Source organism: Kitasatospora cinereorecta (assembly GCF_024172095.1).
GTDB lineage: Bacteria > Actinomycetota > Actinomycetes > Streptomycetales > Streptomycetaceae > Kitasatospora > Kitasatospora cinereorecta.
The window spans coordinates 798,236-816,335 of record NZ_JAMZDX010000003.1 but is presented as its reverse complement, the minus strand read 5'-3'; the positions used below and the strand labels follow the sequence as shown (position 1 = coordinate 816,335).

Annotated in this window: 14 protein-coding genes; 5 read left to right on the top strand and 9 right to left on the bottom strand. The window is 74.0% G+C overall.

What is annotated here, in order from left to right:
• Nucleotides 1-4 precede the first annotated feature (4 nt).
• Nucleotides 5-1,414 carry an APC family permease gene (locus FHR36_RS17225; RefSeq protein ID WP_253798120.1) on the top strand — a complete coding sequence of 470 codons (1,410 nt, stop codon included), beginning with the start codon at nt 5-7 and terminating at the stop codon, nt 1,412-1,414.
• Nucleotides 1,415-1,489: 75 nt separating this feature from the next.
• Here the strand turns inward: FHR36_RS17225 and mycP are convergent, their stop codons facing one another.
• From mycP to eccB, 4 genes are all read right to left on the bottom strand, one after another.
• The gene (mycP, locus tag FHR36_RS17220; RefSeq protein ID WP_407660837.1) at nt 1,490-2,773 is read right to left on the bottom strand and encodes a type VII secretion-associated serine protease mycosin; all 1,284 of its coding nucleotides are present in this window, start codon (nt 2,771-2,773) and stop codon (nt 1,490-1,492) included.
• Nucleotides 2,774-2,890: 117 nt separating this feature from the next.
• Complete coding sequence (locus FHR36_RS17215; RefSeq protein WP_253798116.1) at nt 2,891-3,187, bottom strand: WXG100 family type VII secretion target; 297 nt, start codon at nt 3,185-3,187, stop codon at nt 2,891-2,893.
• A 75-nt stretch (nt 3,188-3,262) separates the two neighbouring features.
• Nucleotides 3,263-3,565 (bottom strand): WXG100 family type VII secretion target, encoded by a 303-nt coding sequence (locus FHR36_RS17210; RefSeq protein WP_253798114.1) that lies wholly within the window; start codon nt 3,563-3,565, stop codon nt 3,263-3,265.
• 180 nt (nt 3,566-3,745) lie between these two features.
• On the bottom strand, nt 3,746-5,341 hold the full coding sequence (gene eccB, locus FHR36_RS17205; RefSeq protein ID WP_253798113.1) for a type VII secretion protein EccB: 1,596 nt from the start codon (nt 5,339-5,341) through the stop codon (nt 3,746-3,748).
• A gap of 327 nt (nt 5,342-5,668) precedes the next feature.
• Between eccB and eccE the strand changes: the two genes are divergently transcribed.
• The 3 genes from eccE to FHR36_RS17190 all read left to right on the top strand — a co-directional run bounded on the left by eccE (nt 5,669) and on the right by FHR36_RS17190 (nt 9,974).
• A complete protein-coding gene (eccE, locus tag FHR36_RS17200) occupies nt 5,669-6,913 on the top strand; it encodes a type VII secretion protein EccE (RefSeq protein ID WP_253798111.1) in 1,245 nt (414 codons plus the stop codon).
• Nucleotides 6,913-7,674, top strand: a complete 762-nt coding sequence (locus FHR36_RS17195) for a hypothetical protein (protein WP_253798109.1) — start codon at nt 6,913-6,915, stop codon at nt 7,672-7,674. Before eccE ends, FHR36_RS17195 begins: the two co-directional genes overlap by 1 nt.
• A 206-nt stretch (nt 7,675-7,880) precedes the next feature.
• A complete protein-coding gene (locus FHR36_RS17190) occupies nt 7,881-9,974 on the top strand; it encodes a nucleotide-binding protein (protein WP_253798107.1) in 2,094 nt (697 codons plus the stop codon).
• Between the two features lie 99 nt (nt 9,975-10,073).
• Here the strand turns inward: FHR36_RS17190 and FHR36_RS17185 are convergent, their stop codons facing one another.
• Both FHR36_RS17185 and FHR36_RS17180 read right to left on the bottom strand, forming a co-directional pair.
• Nucleotides 10,074-11,018 carry a bifunctional riboflavin kinase/FAD synthetase gene (locus tag FHR36_RS17185; RefSeq protein ID WP_253798105.1) on the bottom strand — a complete coding sequence of 315 codons (945 nt, stop codon included), beginning with the start codon at nt 11,016-11,018 and terminating at the stop codon, nt 10,074-10,076.
• Between the two features lie 63 nt (nt 11,019-11,081).
• Nucleotides 11,082-14,774: a hypothetical protein gene (locus tag FHR36_RS17180; protein ID WP_253798103.1), complete on the bottom strand. Its 3,693-nt coding sequence runs from the start codon at nt 14,772-14,774 to the stop codon at nt 11,082-11,084.
• A gap of 258 nt (nt 14,775-15,032) precedes the next feature.
• Between FHR36_RS17180 and FHR36_RS17175 the strand changes: the two genes are divergently transcribed.
• Nucleotides 15,033-15,536: a GNAT family N-acetyltransferase gene (locus FHR36_RS17175; RefSeq protein WP_253798101.1), complete on the top strand. Its 504-nt coding sequence runs from the start codon at nt 15,033-15,035 to the stop codon at nt 15,534-15,536.
• 25 nt (nt 15,537-15,561) lie between these two features.
• Here the strand turns inward: FHR36_RS17175 and truB are convergent, their stop codons facing one another.
• The 3 genes from truB to rbfA form a co-directional block, all read right to left on the bottom strand.
• On the bottom strand, nt 15,562-16,473 hold the full coding sequence (gene truB, locus FHR36_RS17170; protein WP_253798099.1) for a tRNA pseudouridine(55) synthase TruB: 912 nt from the start codon (nt 16,471-16,473) through the stop codon (nt 15,562-15,564).
• An 80-nt stretch (nt 16,474-16,553) separates the two neighbouring features.
• Nucleotides 16,554-17,645 carry a DHH family phosphoesterase gene (locus FHR36_RS17165; protein WP_253798097.1) on the bottom strand — a complete coding sequence of 364 codons (1,092 nt, stop codon included), beginning with the start codon at nt 17,643-17,645 and terminating at the stop codon, nt 16,554-16,556.
• Between the two features lie 2 nt (nt 17,646-17,647).
• Nucleotides 17,648-18,091: a 30S ribosome-binding factor RbfA gene (gene rbfA / locus FHR36_RS17160; RefSeq protein WP_253798095.1), complete on the bottom strand. Its 444-nt coding sequence runs from the start codon at nt 18,089-18,091 to the stop codon at nt 17,648-17,650.
• Between the last annotated feature and the right edge of the window lie 9 nt (nt 18,092-18,100).

Genomic DNA, 18,100 nt, shown 5'->3' with positions numbered 1-18,100 from the left:
CCTCATGACCGACACGCTTCAGCCACAGCACTCCGCCGCCCCGGAGGGCGGCGCGTCAGCTGCGGACTCCCCCAAGAAGCTCTCCCGTTCGATCGGCGTCGTGGGCGGAACCCTGCTCACACTGTCGTGCGTCACGCCGGCCTCCTCGCTCTTCGTGATCGTGCCGGACCTGTTCAACGCGCTGGGCACCTACACCGCGATGGCCATCGCGATCGGCTCGGTCATCTGCATCGCGGTCGCGTTCTGCTACTCCGAGCTGGGCACCCTCATCCCCAGCGCCGGCGGCGAGTACGCCATGGTCGGCACCCTGGCCGGCCGCTTCGCCGGCTGGCTGGTCTTTATCCAGTCGCTGATCGTGGTGATGATCGTGCCCTCGATCATCGCGATGGGCACCGCCGACTACCTCGCCCCGGTGTTCAAGATCAACCCGGCTGTGGCCGGCGCCGCCGTGATGATCGCCGCCACCATCGCCGGTCTGCTCGACCTGCGGGCCAACGCCTGGATCACCGGCATCTTCCTGGTCCTCGAGGTCATCGCCTGCGCCGTGGTCTCCTTCCTCGGCTTCGCCAACGGCCAGCGCGGCCTGGACAGCCTGCTGCACGGCGTGACCGCGGACACCTCGGGCACCTCCTCGGTCGGCTTCGCCGCCGTCCTGGCCGCGATGGGCACCGCGCTCTTCGTCACCCAGGGCTTCTCCACCGCCATCTACCTCTCCGAGGAGCTGGAGAACCCGCGCAAGAACGTCGCCCGCACCGTGCTGTGGACGCTGGCGCTCTCGGTCGCCATCATCACCGTCCCGGTCATCGCCATCACCGTCGGCGCCCCGGACCTCGCCACCCTGACCGGCGGCGACATCTCCGGCCTGGTCACCGGCTGGGCGGGCTCCGGCGTCGGCACCTTCATCAGCCTCTGCATCGCGCTGGCCATCATCAACGCCGGCATCGTGATGGTGATCCAGAACTCCCGCGTGCTGTTCGCCTCCGGCCGCGACCGCGCCTGGCCGGACAGCGTGAACAAGGCCTTCGGCACCCTCAACAAGTTCAGCGCCCCGTGGATCTCCACCCTCGCGGTCGGCATCCCCGGTGCCGCCCTCTGCTTCGTCCCGCAGGACCTGCTGACCAACATCACCGGTGTCGCCGTCGCCGCCCTCTACCTGCTGGTCGCGGTGGCCGCGCTGTTCTCCCGCCGCAAGCACCACAAGGACGCCCCGGCCTGGCGCCAGCCGCTGTGGCCCGCGCTGCCGGTCCTGGTGATCGTGGTGCTCGCCTACACGCTGACCCAGCTGGATGTCACCGCCCTGGTGTGGACCGGCGCCATCACGGTCCTGGCCAGCCTCTACTGGGTGTTCTACCTCCGTCCCCGCCAGGAGACCCGCTGGGTCATCACCCTCCCCGAGGACGAGCAGCTCGACTGAGCCGCCGAGCCGCCCGAACGGCGAACGGCCCACCGGAGACTCTCCGGTGGGCCGTTCCGCGTTCCAAGAACGCCGTCAGACGTGGTCGCGGCGGCGCCGCCGGTGGTCGCGCAGTACCACCGCGCCGCCGGCCAGCGCGGCGACCGTCAGGCCGCCCACGCCGAGGACGTAGGTGCCGGTGCGGCGGTCCCGGTCGGCCTGGGTCTCGGCGAGGCCGAGCGGCTGGGCGACGATCGGGACGGTGTCCAGCTTCACCGGGGCGTCCTCGTGCGGCTTGTCCGGCTGGTTGCCGGTGGCCTGGACGGCCTTCACCGGATCGACCACGCCCCAGCCGATGAACTTGTTGCGACCGCGCTGGGTACGCTGCGCGGTCTGCTCGATCCGGGCCCGGATCTGCGCCGCCGACCACTTCGGGTACATGCCCTTGAGCAGCGCCGCCAGCCCCGCCACGTACGGCGAGGAGAAGCTGGTGCCGTTGTCGACGCACTGGCCGCCCTTGGGGACGGTGGAGAGCATGTCCACACCCGGGGCGGCGACGTCCACGAAGTCGCCGTACTGCGAGAACGGTGCGCGCTCGTTGTTGCGGTCCGAGGCGCCGACCGCCAGCACGGTCTCGAAGGCGGCCGGGAAGGTGTCGCCCTCGTGCCCGTCGTTGCCGGACGAGGCGACCACCACGATCTGCTTGTCCTCGGCGCGCTGCAGCGCCTTCTGCAGGTCGTCCTTCTGGTTGAACTTGCCGTCCTCGCTGTCGGACCGGACGTCCTGCGAGATGTTGATCACCTGGACGCCGGCGGCCACCGCCAGGTCGATCGCCTTGATCAGCGTGCCGACGTCGCCGTTGCCCTCGCTGTCGTTCTGCCGGACCGAGTAGATCACCGCGTCCGGAGCCAGCCCGACGAACCCGGTCACCCCGGGCATCGGCCGGGCGGCGATGATGCCGGCCACCTTGGTGCCGTGGCCGACGGTGTCGGTGACACCGCTGCCGTCGACCGGCTTGCCGGTCTGCTTGTCGGTGAGCAGCGTGCCGCCGTCGATCACCTTGCCGGGACCGGACAGCTGCGGGTTGCTGTTGTCCACCCCGGTGTCGATCACCGCGACCTTGACCGGGGCCTTGGTGCTGACGTCGATGCCGGTGCCGCTCGCCCACAGCTCGTTCAGCAGCACCCGCTGCAGCGCCCACGGCCTGCTCTGTACCGGCGCGGCCGGGAAGGTGCACTCACCGGCCGCGGCGATCGAGATCGGCGACCAGTGCGTGCCGCCCGAGGGGTCGGCCGCGTACGCCGGGACGGCCGCGGTGCCCCCGACCACCCCCAGCACGACCAGGACGGCGGCTGCCCTTCGGTACGTCCCCAACGACACCTGTCTACCCCTCTGATCCACCCGTTGTTCCTGCCCCCGTGGCGCCATGCGCGAGGGCGGGCGCCCGTCCGGACGCCCGCCCCGCTTCAGCGCTGTGCTGAGATCCCTAGACCGGGATCAGGCACCCCAGACGTTCGCGTTGGAACGCTCGGTGTCCTGGTAGCTCTGCGCGGCGTTCTCCAGCGCAGAGGCGATCTGGCCGAGCACCTGCTGCAGGTCGGCCGCCTTGGTGTCCCACTCGCGCTGGCGGGCCTGGTAGCCCTCCTGCGCCGAACCGGCCCAGGACTGCGCGATGCGCTGCACGCCGGACTTCAGGTCGTCCAGCTGCGACTGGATGCGCGCGGCGGTCTGACGAACCTCGCTGCTCGCGTTCTGGATCGTCTGGAAATTAACGAGAATGTTGCCGTCGGACACGGTGTCTCCTTGTCGATGGAAGTCGAACGGTTCTCAATGAACCGCAGATTCAAGCTCCGGGCTGGGCCCAGGGACTTAGGCGCCGATGCCGCCGACCGAGGAACGCTGGTCCTCTTCGGTCTGCTGGTAGGCCTTGGTCGTGGCCTCGATGGCCTGCTTGATCTCGTCGAGCACCTTGTTCAGGTCCTGAGCGTCCTTGTTGAAACGCTCCTGCATCTGCTGGTACGCGGTCGCAGCCGCACCCTTCCAGCCGACAGCAATCTCACTGACCAGGTTGTTCAGTCGACCGATCTCCTGCTGAACCTGCGCGTTCACCTCGCCGATGCGGTTGGCGAAGGCATTCATTTCTTCAGCGGTAGTCGTGAACTGACCAGACATGATCCACCGTCCCCCATGAGACAGACTTCGTCGGGGTGGCCGTGGTTCTGACCACCCGTCCGGACACCACGGTGTGGGTCCTGAGCCACTGTATCCGTCAACTGCCGAGTGCCCAACACCGGGTTGCGGGTAGTTACCAGACCATGACACTCGGCCCCGCTGCGGACTTCTGACGATACGTCAGGCGTTCTGCGCCTGAACTGCGGTGTTGGTGTCGAGCACCGGACCGGCCGGCACCAGGCGCGACCAGGGGCCCGGAACCATGACCGGCGCCACCGACTTGTAGCCGAGCCGGGCCTGGGACTCGTTGGCCTCCTTCTTGTCCCCCGGCGCCTGGTCCGGCGCGGCCGGGGCGGTGGGCGAGGCGCCGCCCTGACCACCGTCGTTGTTGGCCGGCAGCGAGTAGCGCAGGCCGGTCTCGGTGATCAGGAAGTCGCTGCCGGAGCTGTCCTGGGGGTTGTCACCGTCGAACGCGCGGTACAGCACGCCGTGGCCGGGCGTCACATGGGCGCTGGCCGAGCCGGACGAGAAGGTCGCCGGGTACTCGGTGCCGGCCCACACCGAGCGCTTGATGGTCTTGTTGTCCATGCCGTCGAAGCTGGAGCAGATCACGTTGCGGGCGTCCTTGCCGATGTTGATGGCCGGCGCCTTGTCGGTCGGCAGGTCCTTCGCGGCGGCCATCCCGGCGGGGTCGATCTTGCTCTGCAGCGCGTCGCGGTCGGCCGGCGACATGTCCGCGAAGGTCGGCGAGGAGCCGCCGTACACCAGCTTGAGCGCGGGGTCCAGGCGGATCAGCTCGGCCTGGAAGGGCGTGACCTGGAACAGCCGGTCCACACCGACCACGTAGTAGGCCGACTTCTGGAACGACAGCAGGCGGCCGACCTTGCGGTCCTCCGGCTTGGAGATCTGGGTGAGGCTGGAGGCGACCTGCTTGGCGGGGTCGAATCCCGGAATGGTCGGGAAGGTGATCGCGCTGCCGTTGACGAGCGTCTCCAGCCAGTTGGCGGTCACCTGCTGCGCCTGCGCACCGTCGCCGAACAGCGCCCGCTCCAGCGAGCTCTTGGTGTCCTTGCTGCCGTCCGTGCCCACCGCGTGCCGCACGCCGTTGCCGTCCACCAGGAACTTGCTGGGGTTGTCCGGGGGGTTGCCCGTGTTCGGTCCCATGACGAACAGCGACTGCCCGTCACCCACCCTCCGCTTGGGGTCGGCCAGGGTCTTCTGCTCGTCGCCGGCCGCCACGAACACCGCCTGGTTGACGGCGGCCTGGGTGTTGGCGTCGGCGGTCAGCCGGTCGCAGACCGACCAGGTCTTGGTCTGCCCGGCGTCGGTGTCCTTGGGCAGCTTGTCCGGGGCGTACGGGATGCCGATGGTGGCGCCGCGCCACTTGTACTTGTCCAGCACGTCGTCGGCGACGATCATCACCTGCGCGCCGGCCGGGAGCACCAGCCGCGCCGAGGACATGTTGAGCACCTGGTGCAGCACCATGTGCCGGTTGGCGCCCTCGCCCTCCGGCAGCAGCACGTAGCGGGTGGTGGACGTCTTGCCCTGGATGATGTTCTTGCCCTCGTCCCAGTGCAGCGGCGCCGCGGGCTTGATGACACCCCACATGCCGAAGCCCGCCACGATGACGGCACCCACCACGATGCTGGGCAGCACGGCACGGACCGGACGGGGGGCGTCCTCGTCGTTCCCTCCTCCGCTGGGCTGGAGGAAGGCCCCGACCATGCGCTTGCGCGCGAAGGTGTAGGCGTTCAGCTCGTCCCGGCGTGATGCCATGCTCGTCCCCGTCTCCCCTGTGTGACCGACCATCTGTGCGGGCGTCAACGCGCTTCCGCAGTGCGTGAGTCTGCCACCCGGCGGGCGAGGGCGGCAGTCAACCCTCTACGATGCGGCAGCAGACGGTATGTACGGTACGGGTACGGTTCGCCGACCGGCCAACCGGGCCGTGGGAACAGAGCAGAGAGGGCCATACGGGGGATGTCAAGCCAGTCCGCTCCAGCGCAACGCCGCACACCACAGGGCCGGCGGCCGGAGGGCCGCGGGGGACGGCGCGCCGCCCGCCCCGCGCAGACGGCGGCAACCGGCCCGGTGACAGTGAAGGTGATGCCCCGTCCGGGCCTGTTGGGCCGTCGCCTCCAACTGCAGCAGCTGGTGCAGCTCGAGGTCGCCGCCGCCCTGGTCGCGGTCGGCTGGGCGATCAATCCGATGATGGCGGGCGTCTTCGCGGTGCCCGCCGTGGTGCTGGTCGTGGTGGCGCTGCTGCGCCTGGGCGGCCGGACCGCCGGCGAGGCGTTCGGTGTCCGCGCGACCTTCAACGCCCGGCGCAAGCAGGCCAAGTTCAACGTGCCGCCGCCCGGCACCGACCCGGCGCTGGCCCCGGTGCTCGAGCTCGAGCCGGCGCTGCGCACGTACACCCACGTCACCGAGACCGACCTCGGGGACGGCCGTCCGCTGCGCCGGGAGACCGGCATGGTCGGCGACGGCACCTTCCTCACCTCGGTGCTGCTGGTGCAGGCCAAGGACCAGCCGCTGCGGCCCAACCGGGCCTCGGTCCCGCTCGACGTGATCTGCTCGGCCCTCCAGGTGGACGACATCACGCTGGAGTCGGTGCAGCTGATCCAGCACACCCAGCCTGCTCCCGCGCCGCACCTGCCGGAGCCGGCCCTGGCCTACCGCGCCTACCAGCAGCTGCCCGGCGGCGTGAACACCCCTGGTCTGCGGCTCACCTGGGTCGCCCTCAAGCTGAACCCCGAGGCCAGCGCGACCGCCGTGCTGGCCCGCGGCGGCGGCGAGGAGGGCGCCCGCAAGGCCCTCCAGCGGGTCACCGACCAGCTGGCCGGCCGGCTGAACGGCGCCGGCTTCACCGCGACCGTCCTGGACGAGCGCGAGCTGATCTCCGCCCTCGCCATCTCGGTCTGCGCCAACCCGATGGCGGTCGCCGGCCGCCAGGGCAGCAGCAGCCGCACCGTGGTGCGCCGCAGCCAGGAGTCGACCAAGTTCTGCCGGATCGACGACCGCTGGCACGCCACCTACTGGATCTCCAAGTGGCCCCAGCTGGTCCGCCCGGGCGAGAGCGGCGGCCGGATCTCCGCGCCCGAGCTGATCAACCAGCTCACCGGCACCCCCGCCTTCACCTCCACCTTCAGCCTGACCGCGAGCCGCGGCTTCGGCGGCGCGACCGCGATCAGCGGCCACGTGCGGCTCACCGGACGCAACGAGAGCGAGGTCGCCCAGGTCGGCCGGATGGTCGAGCAGCGGGCCCAGCAGTCCGGCACTCATCTGACCAGCCTCGACCTGGAGCAGACGCCCGGTCTGCTCGCGACGCTGCCCCTGGGAGGGACCTCCTGATGGCCTACCAGACCTACGGCGGCCAGGCCCCGCAGCCCGTCGAGACGGGCCCGGCCCCGCGCATCCGTCCCGGCTTCGGCCTGCGCGGACCGCACCGCGAGAAGCACGTCCTGACCGTCGAGGACCTCGGCGCGCTGTCCTTCCCGGTCGGCGACGACGGCGTCCTGATCGGCACCGACCAGCACCAGCAGCCCGCCGTGATCGGCCTGTTCCGGCCGACCGCGTACGAGGTGGTCCTGGTCGGCGGCCTGTGGACCGCGCAGATCCTGGCGCTCCGGGCGGCCGCGATCGGTGCCCGGGTGGCCGTGGAGACCGGCCGTCCGCAGGCGTGGGCCCCGATGGCGCAGGCCGCCGGTGGCGGCCAGCCCTGCGTGACCGTCCACCAGGTCGGCCGACTCGGCGCCCAGGGCGCCTCGGTGGCCTCCCCGGTGCTGGTGGTCCGCGACCTCGGCGCCCGGCCGTCCCGCAGCCGGCTCTCCGCCGCGCCGTGGCAGACCACGCTGACCCTGATGCCGTACCTCGGCCCGAACGCCACCCGGGTGCTCAACGCCGCCGACCTGGTCGGCGTGCAGCGGATCTCGCCGCAGGAGGCCGAGGTGATCGGCCGGATCCTGTCGCTGGGCCCCGAGGACCTGTCCTACCTGCCGACCGTCCCCGACAACGTGACCCTCTGGGCCACCCGGATGCGCCGCCAGTACGTGATGACCAACCCCGGCGACGCCGAGTCGCAGGTCCTCGGCGCCCCGCGCCGGATGGACTGATTGCCCGCGCGTTGACGCGCACCGCGGCCGGGGCCGGAGTGAACATCGGGTGACATCGTCTCCCTGACGGGTAGACGCACTCCGGCCCCTGGCCTGCGCACACCCGTGCGAGGGCGGATACCGGCTTCAGGCGAGCGCCCCGCACGGCCTAGTCTTGATGCCCGACGGCACCGCGAACAGCGGCGGCGAATACGAGGGAGCCCCAAGTGAGCAGCGATCGGGACGGCGTCTACGTCGGCGACAACGCGGCAGAGGACGACGACGACTGGTCCGACGCCCCTGACTACACGCCCCCGTCCTGGTACACGCAGAGCGCGGAGCCGCCGCAGGCCGGCGGGTCCGTCGGCGCGGCCGGCCAGCCGGCGGCGCCGGTACCGCAGCAGGCCACACCCCAGCAGCAGGCACCGCAGCAGGCCCAGCCGCAGGTCGCTCCGGTCGCTCCCGCCGCCGAGACCGCCGCGCCGCAGCCCCAGCAGCCCCAGCAGCCGCAGCAGCCGCAGCAGGCCCAGCCGCAGGCCCCGGCCGTCGAGCAGCACGTCCCGGCCCCGGAGCAGGTCCAGCCCGCCGAGCAGGTCCAGGCCGCGGGTGGGGCCGCGGCGCCGCCCGCCCAGCCGCAGCAGGCCCAGCCGCAGGCCGTCCCGCCGACCGTGCCGCAGGCCGTCCCGCAGCCGCAGCCGGAGGCCCCCGCGGTGGCCCAGCAGGCGCCGTCCGTTCCCGCTCCCGAGCAGCAGCAGGTGCCGCCGCAGACCTGGCCGCCCGCCGAGCAGGCCGCGCCGCAGCCGCCGGTCCAGCAGCAGCCCGTCGCCCCCCAGGTCCAGCAGGTCCAGCAGCCGCCCGTGCAGCAGCAGCCGGTCGCACCGCAGCCGTACCCGCCGCAGCCGCAGCCCGGCCAGCCCTGGGGCCCGCAGCCGCCGCACCAGCAGCAGCCCGCGCACCCGCAGCCGCAGCACCCCGGTCCGCAGCCGCACCAGGGTCCGCCGCCGGTCGCCGACCCGCGCCAGGGCGGCTGGCCGCAGCACAACCCGTACGGCCAGCAGGCCGGTCCCCCGCAGGCGCCGGCCGCGTTCCAGCAGGCCGCCCCGCCGCAGACCGCGCACGGCGCGGCGCTCGGCTACACCGCCGCGGTCGAGCTCTCCTCGGACCGGCTGCTGCGCGGCCAGCCGAAGGCGCAGCGGCAGAGCCCGCGCTTCCAGTTCGGCAGCAAGGGGGCGCAGGCCGACCGGGCGCGCAAGCTGGAACTGATCCGCCAGCCGGTGATGACCTGCTACCGGATCGCGGTGATCAGCCTCAAGGGCGGTGTCGGCAAGACCACGACCACCACCTCGCTCGGTGCCACGCTGGCCAGCGAGCGCCAGGACAAGGTCGTCGCGATCGACGCCAACCCGGACGCCGGCACCCTCGGCCGCCGGATCAAGCGCCAGACCGGCGCGACCATCCGCGACCTGGTGACGGCCATCCCGCACCTGCGCAGCTACATGGACATCCGTCAGTTCACCTCGCAGGACCCGCACTCGGGCCTGGAGATCGTCGCCAACGACGTGGACCCGGCGGTCTCCACCACCTTCGACGACTCGGACTACCGCCAGGTCATCCAGGTGCTCGGCCAGCACTACCCGATCATCCTGACCGACTCCGGCACCGGCCTGCTGTACAGCGCGATGCGCGGGGTGCTCGACCTCGCCGACCAGCTGATCGTGGTCGCCACCCCCAGCGTGGACGGCGCCAGCTCGGCGTCCACCACGCTGGACTGGCTGTCCGCGCACGGCTACGCCGACCTGGTGCAGCGCTCCATCACGGTGGTCTCGGGTGTCCGCGAGACCAGCAAGATGATCAAGGTCGACGACATCGTGGCGCACTTCCAGACCCGCTGCCGCGGCGTCGTGGTGGTGCCGTTCGACGAGAGCCTGGCCGCCGGCGCCGAGGTCAACCTCGCCATGATGCGGCCGAAGGTCCGCGAGGCGTACTTCGAGCTGGCCGCGCTGGTCGGCGAGGACATCGCCCGGGCCCAGCAGTCGGCCGGCTGGCAGGGGCAGCAGGGCGGATACCCGCAGCAGGGCGGCTGGCAGCAGCAGCAGCCCCAGCAGGCCCCGCAGCAGCAGTACCCCCAGCAGGGCTACCCGCAGCAGGGCGGCTACCCGGGCCAGCCCGGCGCCCCGTGGGGCCCGCAGGGCGGCCAGCAGTACCCGCCGCAGCAGCCCTACCCGGGGCAGGCCCCGCCGCCCGGATACGGCTACCCGCCGCAGCAGGACGGCCAGCAGCCTCCGCCGCCGGGGTACGGCTACCCGCCGCCGCAGCACTGAGACGCCCACCGACAGGGGCGCGGGGCGCCGCGCGACCGACCACCGCACTCGGTGAGTGCACGGCCGGGCGCGCGGCACCCCGCGCCCCTCGTCGTTTCGTCAGACCGTCTCGGTCAGCTCCCGCGCCCGCTTGACGTCGTCCGCCATGCGGTCCAGCAGCGCCTCGATCGAGTCGAACTTCTCCATCCCGCGCAGGTACGCGAGGAAGTCGACCGACACGTGCAACCCGTACAGGTCGAGCCCGATGCGGTCGATCGCGTAGGCCTCCACCGTCCGGGCGGTGCCGTCGAAGGTCGGGTTGGTGCCGACCGAGATGGCGGCGGGCATCCGCTCGCCGTCGGCGGTCAGCCAGCCCGCGTACACCCCGTCCGCCGGGATGGCGCTGTGCGGCACGGTGTCCACGTTCGCCGTCGGGTAGCCGAGTTCGCGCCCGCGCTGGGCTCCCCGCACCACGACGCCCTCGACCCGGTGCGGCCGCCCGAGGATCTCCGCCACGCCCGTCATGTCCCCCTCCGAAACCAGTCGGCGGCACAGGCTGGACGAGAACGGCTCGCCGTCGCCCGCCGCGCCGCGCACCTGGAGGTCGACCACCTCGACCTCGAAGTCGTCCGCCCGGCCGAGCTCCGCGAGCAGCGCCACGTTGCCCGCCGCGCGGTGCCCGAAGCGGAAGTTCGGCCCCTCGATCACATGCCGGGCGCGCAGCGCGTCCACCAGCACCGAGCGGACGAAGAACTCCGGCGACTCCTTGGAGAACTCGGCCGTGAACGGGAGCACCAGCACCGCGTCCACCCCCAGCGCCTCGATCAGCTCGGCGCGGCGCGGCTGCGGCGCCAGCAGGGCCGGGTGGCTGCCCGGCCGGACGACCTCGCTCGGGTGCGGGTCGAAGGTGACCACCACGGACTTCGCCCCCAGCTCCCGGGCGCGTCCCACCACCCGGCTGATGATCAGCTGGTGACCGCGGTGCACTCCGTCGAACGATCCGATGGTGACGACGCTGCGCCCCCAGTCCCCGGGGATCTCCTCCAGGCCACGCCAGCGCTGCACCCTGACCGCTCCTCGTTCTATGCCGTGCACATGCGGTGCACTCGAACATCCAAACCTGAACCCCTATAGCGTGCCATGCGCCCGCCCCTGTCCAGGCACCGGAACCGTCTCGGTGTGACGGGCCCGACGCTCCGCCTCCGCCGCGGCGTACTGCGGGTCGCGGCCCTCCCCGGCCAGCGCGCGCATCCGGGCCAGCGCGGGACCGTCCGGCAGCGGCGGGCCCGCCTCGGGCCAGTCGGCGAGCAGCCGGGCGAATCCGGCCACCCGGCCCGCGCAGCGGACCAGCGCCTCGTCCGCACCGGACCAGCGCGCCGCGATCCGCCGCAGCAGCTCGCACAGGCGGACCGGGGCGTGACCGGCGTGACCGTCGGCGAGCGCCTCCAGGACGGCGGTGAGCACCTCGGGGTCGCGCTCGGCGGCCAGCAGGGTGTCCAGCAGCCGGGCCCGGCCCGCGACCGCACCCACCACCGCGACCGCGGCCTCGGTGCCGGCCGGCTGCGGCTCCTCGCTGGGGGCGGCCAGCACCGCGGCGAACGGGCTGCGGACCTCCGGCGCCGCGGTCAGCACGTCCGCCAGCAGCGGCCGGGCGTCGTGGCCGGCGGCCAGCAGCCGGTCCAGGCAGCCGGCGATCTGCGGTGCCAGCTCCGGCCGTTCGCGCAGTAGCTCGGCGGCGAGCCGGGCGCAGCCGCCCGCCACCTGCGGCTCCGCCGCCCCGGCCAGCACCCGCAGCACCTGCCCCACCGACTCCGCCGACTCCGGTGCCGTCCCCGGTGCCGACGCCGATGTCGAGGTGGTCAGCCGGGCGCGCAGCGCGTCCAGCACCTCCTGCGGATGGTCCGCCGCCGCGGCAGCCAGGACCTCCGGCGTCAGGAACGGGTCGCCCGCCCGGTGGGCCGCCAGCGCGGCCGACAGGTACCCGGCCCGGCTCTGCGGATCGCCCACCAGCAGCGCCAACGCGGCGCCGTGCAGCGCCGGTTCGTCCTCCCGGGCGAGCAGGGTCCGGGCCGCGTGCCGGAGCAGCCCCCGGCCCGAGTCGGAGGCGTACGGGGCGGTGCGCAGCGCGAGCACCGCGGCGGCGACGTGCCGCTCGGGCCGGGGATCGTGGCTCCAGCGGTCGACCGCGCGGCACAGGGTCGAGGGCTCCTGCTCGGCGAGCCGGGCCAGCAGCCCGTCCGCCCGCGGGTGCCCGGCCGCCACCAGCGCCTCCGTCAACTCGTCCAGCGCGAGCGCCCGATGGGCGAGCAGCAGCTCCTCGGCGAGGTCGGCCACCGCCGGGTCGGTGTCGTCGAACCAGCGGCACAGCAGCGGTACGGCGGCGCCCGGGTCGGCAGTCAGCAGCTCGGCGGCCGCGGTCCGGAACGCCGGGTCGGCCGGGACCAGCCGGCGCAGCAGGTCCAGCCGCTCGGCCGGGGTGAGCGGAAGCGCCGCCCAGAAGGCCGGACCGAACCGCGGGTCGGCACCGGCCCGCTCGGCCAGCAGGACGAGCAGCGCGTGGTGCGCAGCCGGCTCGGGACTGCCCGCGACCCCGGCGACCAGCAGCCGGCCCGCCCACCAGTCCACGTCCCCGCCGGGCTCGGCCCGGTCCAGCGCCAGCCGGATCCGGTGCAGCCACACGTCCAGTGCGGGCGCGCCGCGCACCTCCCCCACCCGCCCGAGCGCCGCCACCACGACCCCCACCCGCCCGCGTCCCACGCCGTGCGCGGCCCCGTCCGGTCCTTCCGTCGACTCGCCGTCCCGCACGGCCCGGACCACCTGGACCGGTTGTACTGCCTGAACGGTCGCGACCTCCCCCGCAGCGACCGGCCCGCGCGACCGCACGCCGTCCCCGGCCCCGCCGTCCTCCTGCCCCCCACCCGGTCCCGCCGCCGACGCCCCCTCCCGCACGACGCGGACCGGCTGCACCACCCGCCCGTCACCCGCGTCGGCACCGTCCGCACCGTCCGCACCGGGCTCCGCCAGGAGCAGCCGCAGCGCCGCGTCCAGGTCCAGGTGCTGCGCCTCCAGCCATTCCCCCCACTCCTCGTGGCCGGGCCGGTAGCCCTCGCCCGCGGCGACCAGCACCCGCTCCTCCAGCACCGCCCGCGCCCACCCCCCGGCCACCGGGAACAGCTGCGCGAACTCCGCTGCGCCGAGCGCCCCGTGCCCGGCGCCGAGCATCAGCCGGGCGGCCTCGTGCAGTCGCCCGGCAGCGACCGCCGCGAGGCGCCGGACCTGCCGGGCGTCCTCCGCCGCCGGGGGCGGTGCGCCGCGCCGGTGGGCGCCGTGCCGCCGGGCGGTGCCGGCCGCCGCGACCCGGCGGGCGACCCGCAGACAGGCCAGATCCAGCCATCCCGCGAAGGCGTCGCCCTTCCCCGGCAGCGGCCCGTGGACGCCCGCCGCGTGGAGTTCGCCGCCGAGCCGGACCGTGAGCGGGTGTCCGGCCGCCCGCGCGTCCAGGTACTGCTCGGGGAGCCCGTACCGCCGGGAGGCGCGGACGGCGGCCTCCGGCGGGAGCGGTCCGAGCCAGAGCAGCCGGGCGTCGCCGTGCCAGCCGCCGAGCTGCTCCCAGCCGTCGGGGCGGCAGGCGACCAGCAGCCGCGCCCCGCTCCGTCCCAGCCATCGGGTGCCTGCGCCCAGCCAGCTCCCGCCGAGGGCGAGCGGGGCCTCCTCCGGTGCGTCCAGGACGACCAGCAGCGGCCGTCCGGCGCTCTCGCAGAGCGCGGCGACGGCGTCGGCCCGGGGCGCCGGTACGCCGAGCGTCCCGGCGGCGCGGGCCAGGGCCCGGTCGACGGTGTCGGCGAGGGAGCGGTCGCCGGGGGCGAGGTCGGCGCCGCGCAGCCACAGGGTGGGCAGCGGGTGGGCGGCGCCCGCCCGGCGGACGGCCAGGGCGGCCAGTTCGGTGGTCCGTCCGCTGCCGGCGGCGCCGAGCAGGACGGTGAGCGGGTGCTGGGGTTCCTCCCCGCTGATGCCGTCGTCCCGGTCGACCCGGTCGGCGGCGAGGTCGGCGATCCGCCCGGGCCCGGCGGTGGCGGCGGCGAGCTGGGCGGTGGCGATCCGCAGGACGCCGCCGAGGTTGAGGGCTCGTCCGAAGGCGGGCACCTCGGCCGCGTTCCGGGCGAGCAGCGCGGCCAGGACGTCGGTGGTGCGGCCGTCCCCCATCGCAGCGGCACCGCCCGCACCGGCACCGGCACCGGCCGCAGCAGTACCGCCCGCCGGGCCGCCGATGGCCGCGGCCCGCACCACGCCCTCGGGCCCGCCGCGCAGCCGGGGCGCGACCACCCCGATCACCGCGCCGGTCTCGGCGTCGAGCACGGGGGCGCCGGCCACCGGCGTACCGGCCACGTCGAGCAGCAGGGCGCCCTCGACCAGGTGGAACGCCTCGCCGTGCGGGTACCTGACGGTCTCTCGGCCGAGCACCCCGCCCTGGACCAGGACCGGCTCGCCGTCCTCCCAGCGCTGGTGCGGTACGGCGATCAGCCGTCCGCCCGCGTCGGCGGCGATCGGCAGGGCGGGTCCGGGCAGGCCGCCGACGGCTTCGGTGCGCAGCAGGGCGAGTCCGCGGTCGGGCAGCAGGTCGATGGAGTCGGGTCCGAGCACCCTGGCCTGGCCGCCGGGGGTGTTGAGCACCACCCGGGGCAGTCCGGCCACCGTCTCGTGGGCGGTGACCACGGTGCCCTGCCGGTCGGCGAGGAAGCCGAGTCCGTACAGCCGCCCGTGCAGGTCGCGGATCCGCAGCAGCGCCGCCGCCGGGTCCGCCGCGATCACCTCGTCGCTCATCCACGCCGTCCTCCCGCCGGGCCGGACGGGCCCGCCGCGCGGCGGGGAGGCCGCGGCCGCCGTACTCACCGCCGGGAGACTTGCCCCCACCAGCCGCATTGGCACCTCACGCGCCCCGTTCACCCCACCGGTTCACTCCGCGCGCTCCCTCGCCCGGGTGAAGATCGGCCCAGGGCGCCCGCCCGGCGTCCCGGTGACGCCCTCCGGGTGTCCGAAAACCGGTGGACCCGGAGGGGTTCGCCTGCCACCCTTCCCGCCATGACGGTGAGCCTCGAACCCTGGACGGACGACTGCCTCGACCTGCTGCGGCGGATCAACACGCCGCAGATGCGGGCGCACGTCGGCGGCCCGGAGGACGAGGAGCGGCTGCTCGCCCGGCACCACCGCTACCTGGCCATGCCGGGGCGCGGCCTCGGCACCATGTTCGCGGTCCTGCTGGACGGTGAGCGGGCGGGTTCGATCTGCTTCCACGTCCGCGACTGGCAGGGCCGGACGGTCTACGAGACCGGCTGGAACGTGCTGCCGCCCTACCAGGGCCGGGGCGTGGCGGCGGCGGCCGGGGCGGCCCTGGTCGAGGCCGTCCGCGCCGACGGCCGCCACCGCCACCTGCACGCGTTCCCGTCGGTCGACAACGACCCGTCCAACGCGCTCTGCCGCCGCCTCGGCTTCACCCTCCGGGGCCCGTGCGACTTCGAGTACCCGGCCGGCAGCGGCCGCCACCTGCGCAGCAACGACTGGCGCCTCGACCTGTCGGCGCCGTGACCCTCCTCCGGCCGCGCGACGGACCCTACGGCTGCCCGACGAAGACGGCGACCGGCTTGGCGGTGCCGCCCTTCTCCTCCACCAGGGCGAGGAAGCGGCCGTCCGGGTCGAAGACCGCGATCGGTCCGTCGACCCCGAGCCCGGGGGCCTTCAGCCGCATGCCGTTGGAGAGCAGCCGGGCCGACTCGGCGTCGATGTCCCAGCGCGGGAAGGCGGCGGCGGCCGCGTCCGCGATCGGCAGCACCTCCAGCTTCTCCTCCAGCTGCTCCAGCGTCCGCGCCGACTCGACGGTGTACGGGCCGACCCGGGTGCGCCGCAGCGCGGTGAGGTGGCCGCCGACCCCGAGCGCCTCGCCCAGGTCGCGGGCGAGCGCCCGGATGTAGGTGCCGGAGGAGCACTCCACGGTCACGTCGAGGTCGATCACCGGGGTGCCGTCCTCGGCGACCGCCGCGCGCTGCGCGTGCACGGTGAAGGCGTGCACGGTGGTGGGCCGGGCGGCGAGTTCGAAGTCCTCGCCCTCGCGCACCCGGGCGTACGAGCGCTTGCCGTCGATCTTGATGGCGCTGACCTTGGACGGCACCTGCATGATCTCGCCGGTCAGTGCGGCGATCCCGGCGTCGATCGCCTCCCGGGTGACGCCGTCGGCGGCGGCGGAGGCGGTGACCTCGCCCTCCCGGTCGTCGGTGATCGTGGTCTGGCCGAGCCGGATGGTCGCCTCGTAGGTCTTGGCGGTGAGCATCAGGTGGCCGAGCAGCCGGGTGGCCCGCTCGACGCCGATCACCAGCACGCCGGTGGCCATCGGGTCGAGGGTGCCGGCGTGGCCGACCTTCCGCGTCCCGGCCAGCCACCGCAGCTTGGCGACCACTCCGTGCGAGGTGATGCCTTCCGGTTTGTCCACGATGACCAGGCCGTCCGGCCCGGTGCCCTTGCGCTTCATGGGTACTTTCTCTGTCGGACTCCGTCGGATGGCGGAGCTGTGTCAGGTGGGCCGTCCCGCCCGAGCGGTCCCGCAGGCGGTCAGTCGGCGGAGCCGAGCGCGGCCCGGAAGCGGTCCAGGACGGTGGGCACGTCCTCGCGCGAGGAGAACCCCGCCGCGTACACGTGCCCGCCGCCGCCGAGTCGGGCGCAGGCGGCCGCGACGTCGATGGTGCCCTTGGAGCGGCAGGAGCCGCGCAGGGTGCCGTCCGGGTCCTGCTTGAGCACCAGCGCGACCTCCGCCTCGGCGGGGCGGCGCAGCACGTCGATCAGGCCCTCGATCTCCTCGACGGTGACGCCGAAGAGCACCAGGTCCTGGTACGGGACCCAGGTCCACACCAGGCCGCGGCCGTCGGCCTCCTCGGGCTCGAAGACGGCCCGCTCCAGGGCGCCGGCCAGCACCTTGAGGTAGCCGAAGGAGGAGGTGTCCCAGAGCTGGCGGGAGATCAGGTCCTGGCGGATGCCGGTGGCCAGCAGCCGGCCGGCCAGCTCGTGGGTGGCCGGGGTGGTGGCGGCGTACTTGAAGGAGCCGGTGTCGGTGGCGACGCCGGTGTAGAGGCAGGTGGCGAGGTCCTGGTCGAGCTCGACGCCGAGCCGGCGCAGCAGCTCGTCGACCAGGACGGCGGTCGCCGGGGCGCCCGGATCGATCAGCCGGTGGGTGCCGAAGCCGGGGTTGGACGCGTGGTGGTCGAAGACGACCAGGGTGCGCGCGGCGAAGGCCTTGTCGTGCAGCAGGCCGAGCCGGCTCTCGGCGGCCACGTCGAAGCAGAGCACCAGCTCGGGCCGGTCGGGCACCGCGTCGGCCGGGACGATCAGGTCCTGGCCCGGCAGGAAGGAGAGCGACTCCGGGATGATCTGCGGGTCGTCGCCGAAGGACACCCGCACCCGGTGGCCGAGCGAGCGCAGCGCCAGGCCGGCCGCGAGCGCGGAGCCGAGCGCGTCCCCGTCCGGGGTGATGTGGCAGATCAGGTCGATCTCGCCGGCTGCGGCGATCGCCGCGAGCGCGCCCTGCCATGCCGCCTCGAAACCGACCGATGACTCAGTGCGAGGCCCCGGAAGCACCGCGAGGGCGGCCTCCACGTCGACCGTGGAGACCGCCCTCGACGTGCCGGACGGGACCGGCTCGCCGGCCATGGCTACTCGTCCTCGTCCGCGTCGCGCTCGGCGGGCGACTTGTACGGGTCGGCGTCGCCGGCGTACGTGGCGCCCGCGGCGGCGGTACGGACGGCGGCGTCGGAGAGCCGCGCCCGGTCGAGCAGGTCGTCGATGTTCTTCGCGTTGTCGGGCAGCGCGTCGGCGACGAAGGTCAGGGTCGGGGTGAACCGCACCCCGGTCTGCTTGCCGACCTCGGAGCGCAGGATGCCCTTGGCGCTCTCCAGCGCGACCGCGCTGGCCTGCCGCTCGGCCTCGTCGCCGTAGACGGTGTAGAAGACGGTGGCCTCGCGCAGGTCCCCGGTGACCCGGGCGTCGGTGATGGTCACGTAGCCCAGTCGCGGGTCCTTGATCCGGCGTTGCAGGGTCTCCGCCACGACCACCTGGATCCGGTCGGCGAGCTTGCGCGCCCTTGCGGTGTCGGTCACGTTGCCTCC

What these genes read in the sequence shown, in the direction of transcription:
- FHR36_RS17165 (WP_253798097.1), bottom strand. Translation starts at nt 17,645, where the DNA reads ATGGCCGGCGAGCCGGTCCCGTCCGGCACGTCGAGGGCGGTCTCCACG.
- eccB (WP_253798113.1), bottom strand. Translation starts at nt 5,341, where the DNA reads ATGGCATCACGCCGGGACGAGCTGAACGCCTACACCTTCGCGCGCAAG.
- eccE (WP_253798111.1), top strand. Translation starts at nt 5,669, where the DNA reads ATGCCCCGTCCGGGCCTGTTGGGCCGTCGCCTCCAACTGCAGCAGCTG.
- FHR36_RS17225 (WP_253798120.1), top strand. Translation starts at nt 5, where the DNA reads ATGACCGACACGCTTCAGCCACAGCACTCCGCCGCCCCGGAGGGCGGC.
- truB (WP_253798099.1), bottom strand. Translation starts at nt 16,473, where the DNA reads ATGAAGCGCAAGGGCACCGGGCCGGACGGCCTGGTCATCGTGGACAAA.
- FHR36_RS17195 (WP_253798109.1), top strand. Translation starts at nt 6,913, where the DNA reads ATGGCCTACCAGACCTACGGCGGCCAGGCCCCGCAGCCCGTCGAGACG.
- FHR36_RS17175 (WP_253798101.1), top strand. Translation starts at nt 15,033, where the DNA reads ATGACGGTGAGCCTCGAACCCTGGACGGACGACTGCCTCGACCTGCTG.
- FHR36_RS17210 (WP_253798114.1), bottom strand. Translation starts at nt 3,565, where the DNA reads ATGTCTGGTCAGTTCACGACTACCGCTGAAGAAATGAATGCCTTCGCC.
- FHR36_RS17180 (WP_253798103.1), bottom strand. Translation starts at nt 14,774, where the DNA reads ATGAGCGACGAGGTGATCGCGGCGGACCCGGCGGCGGCGCTGCTGCGG.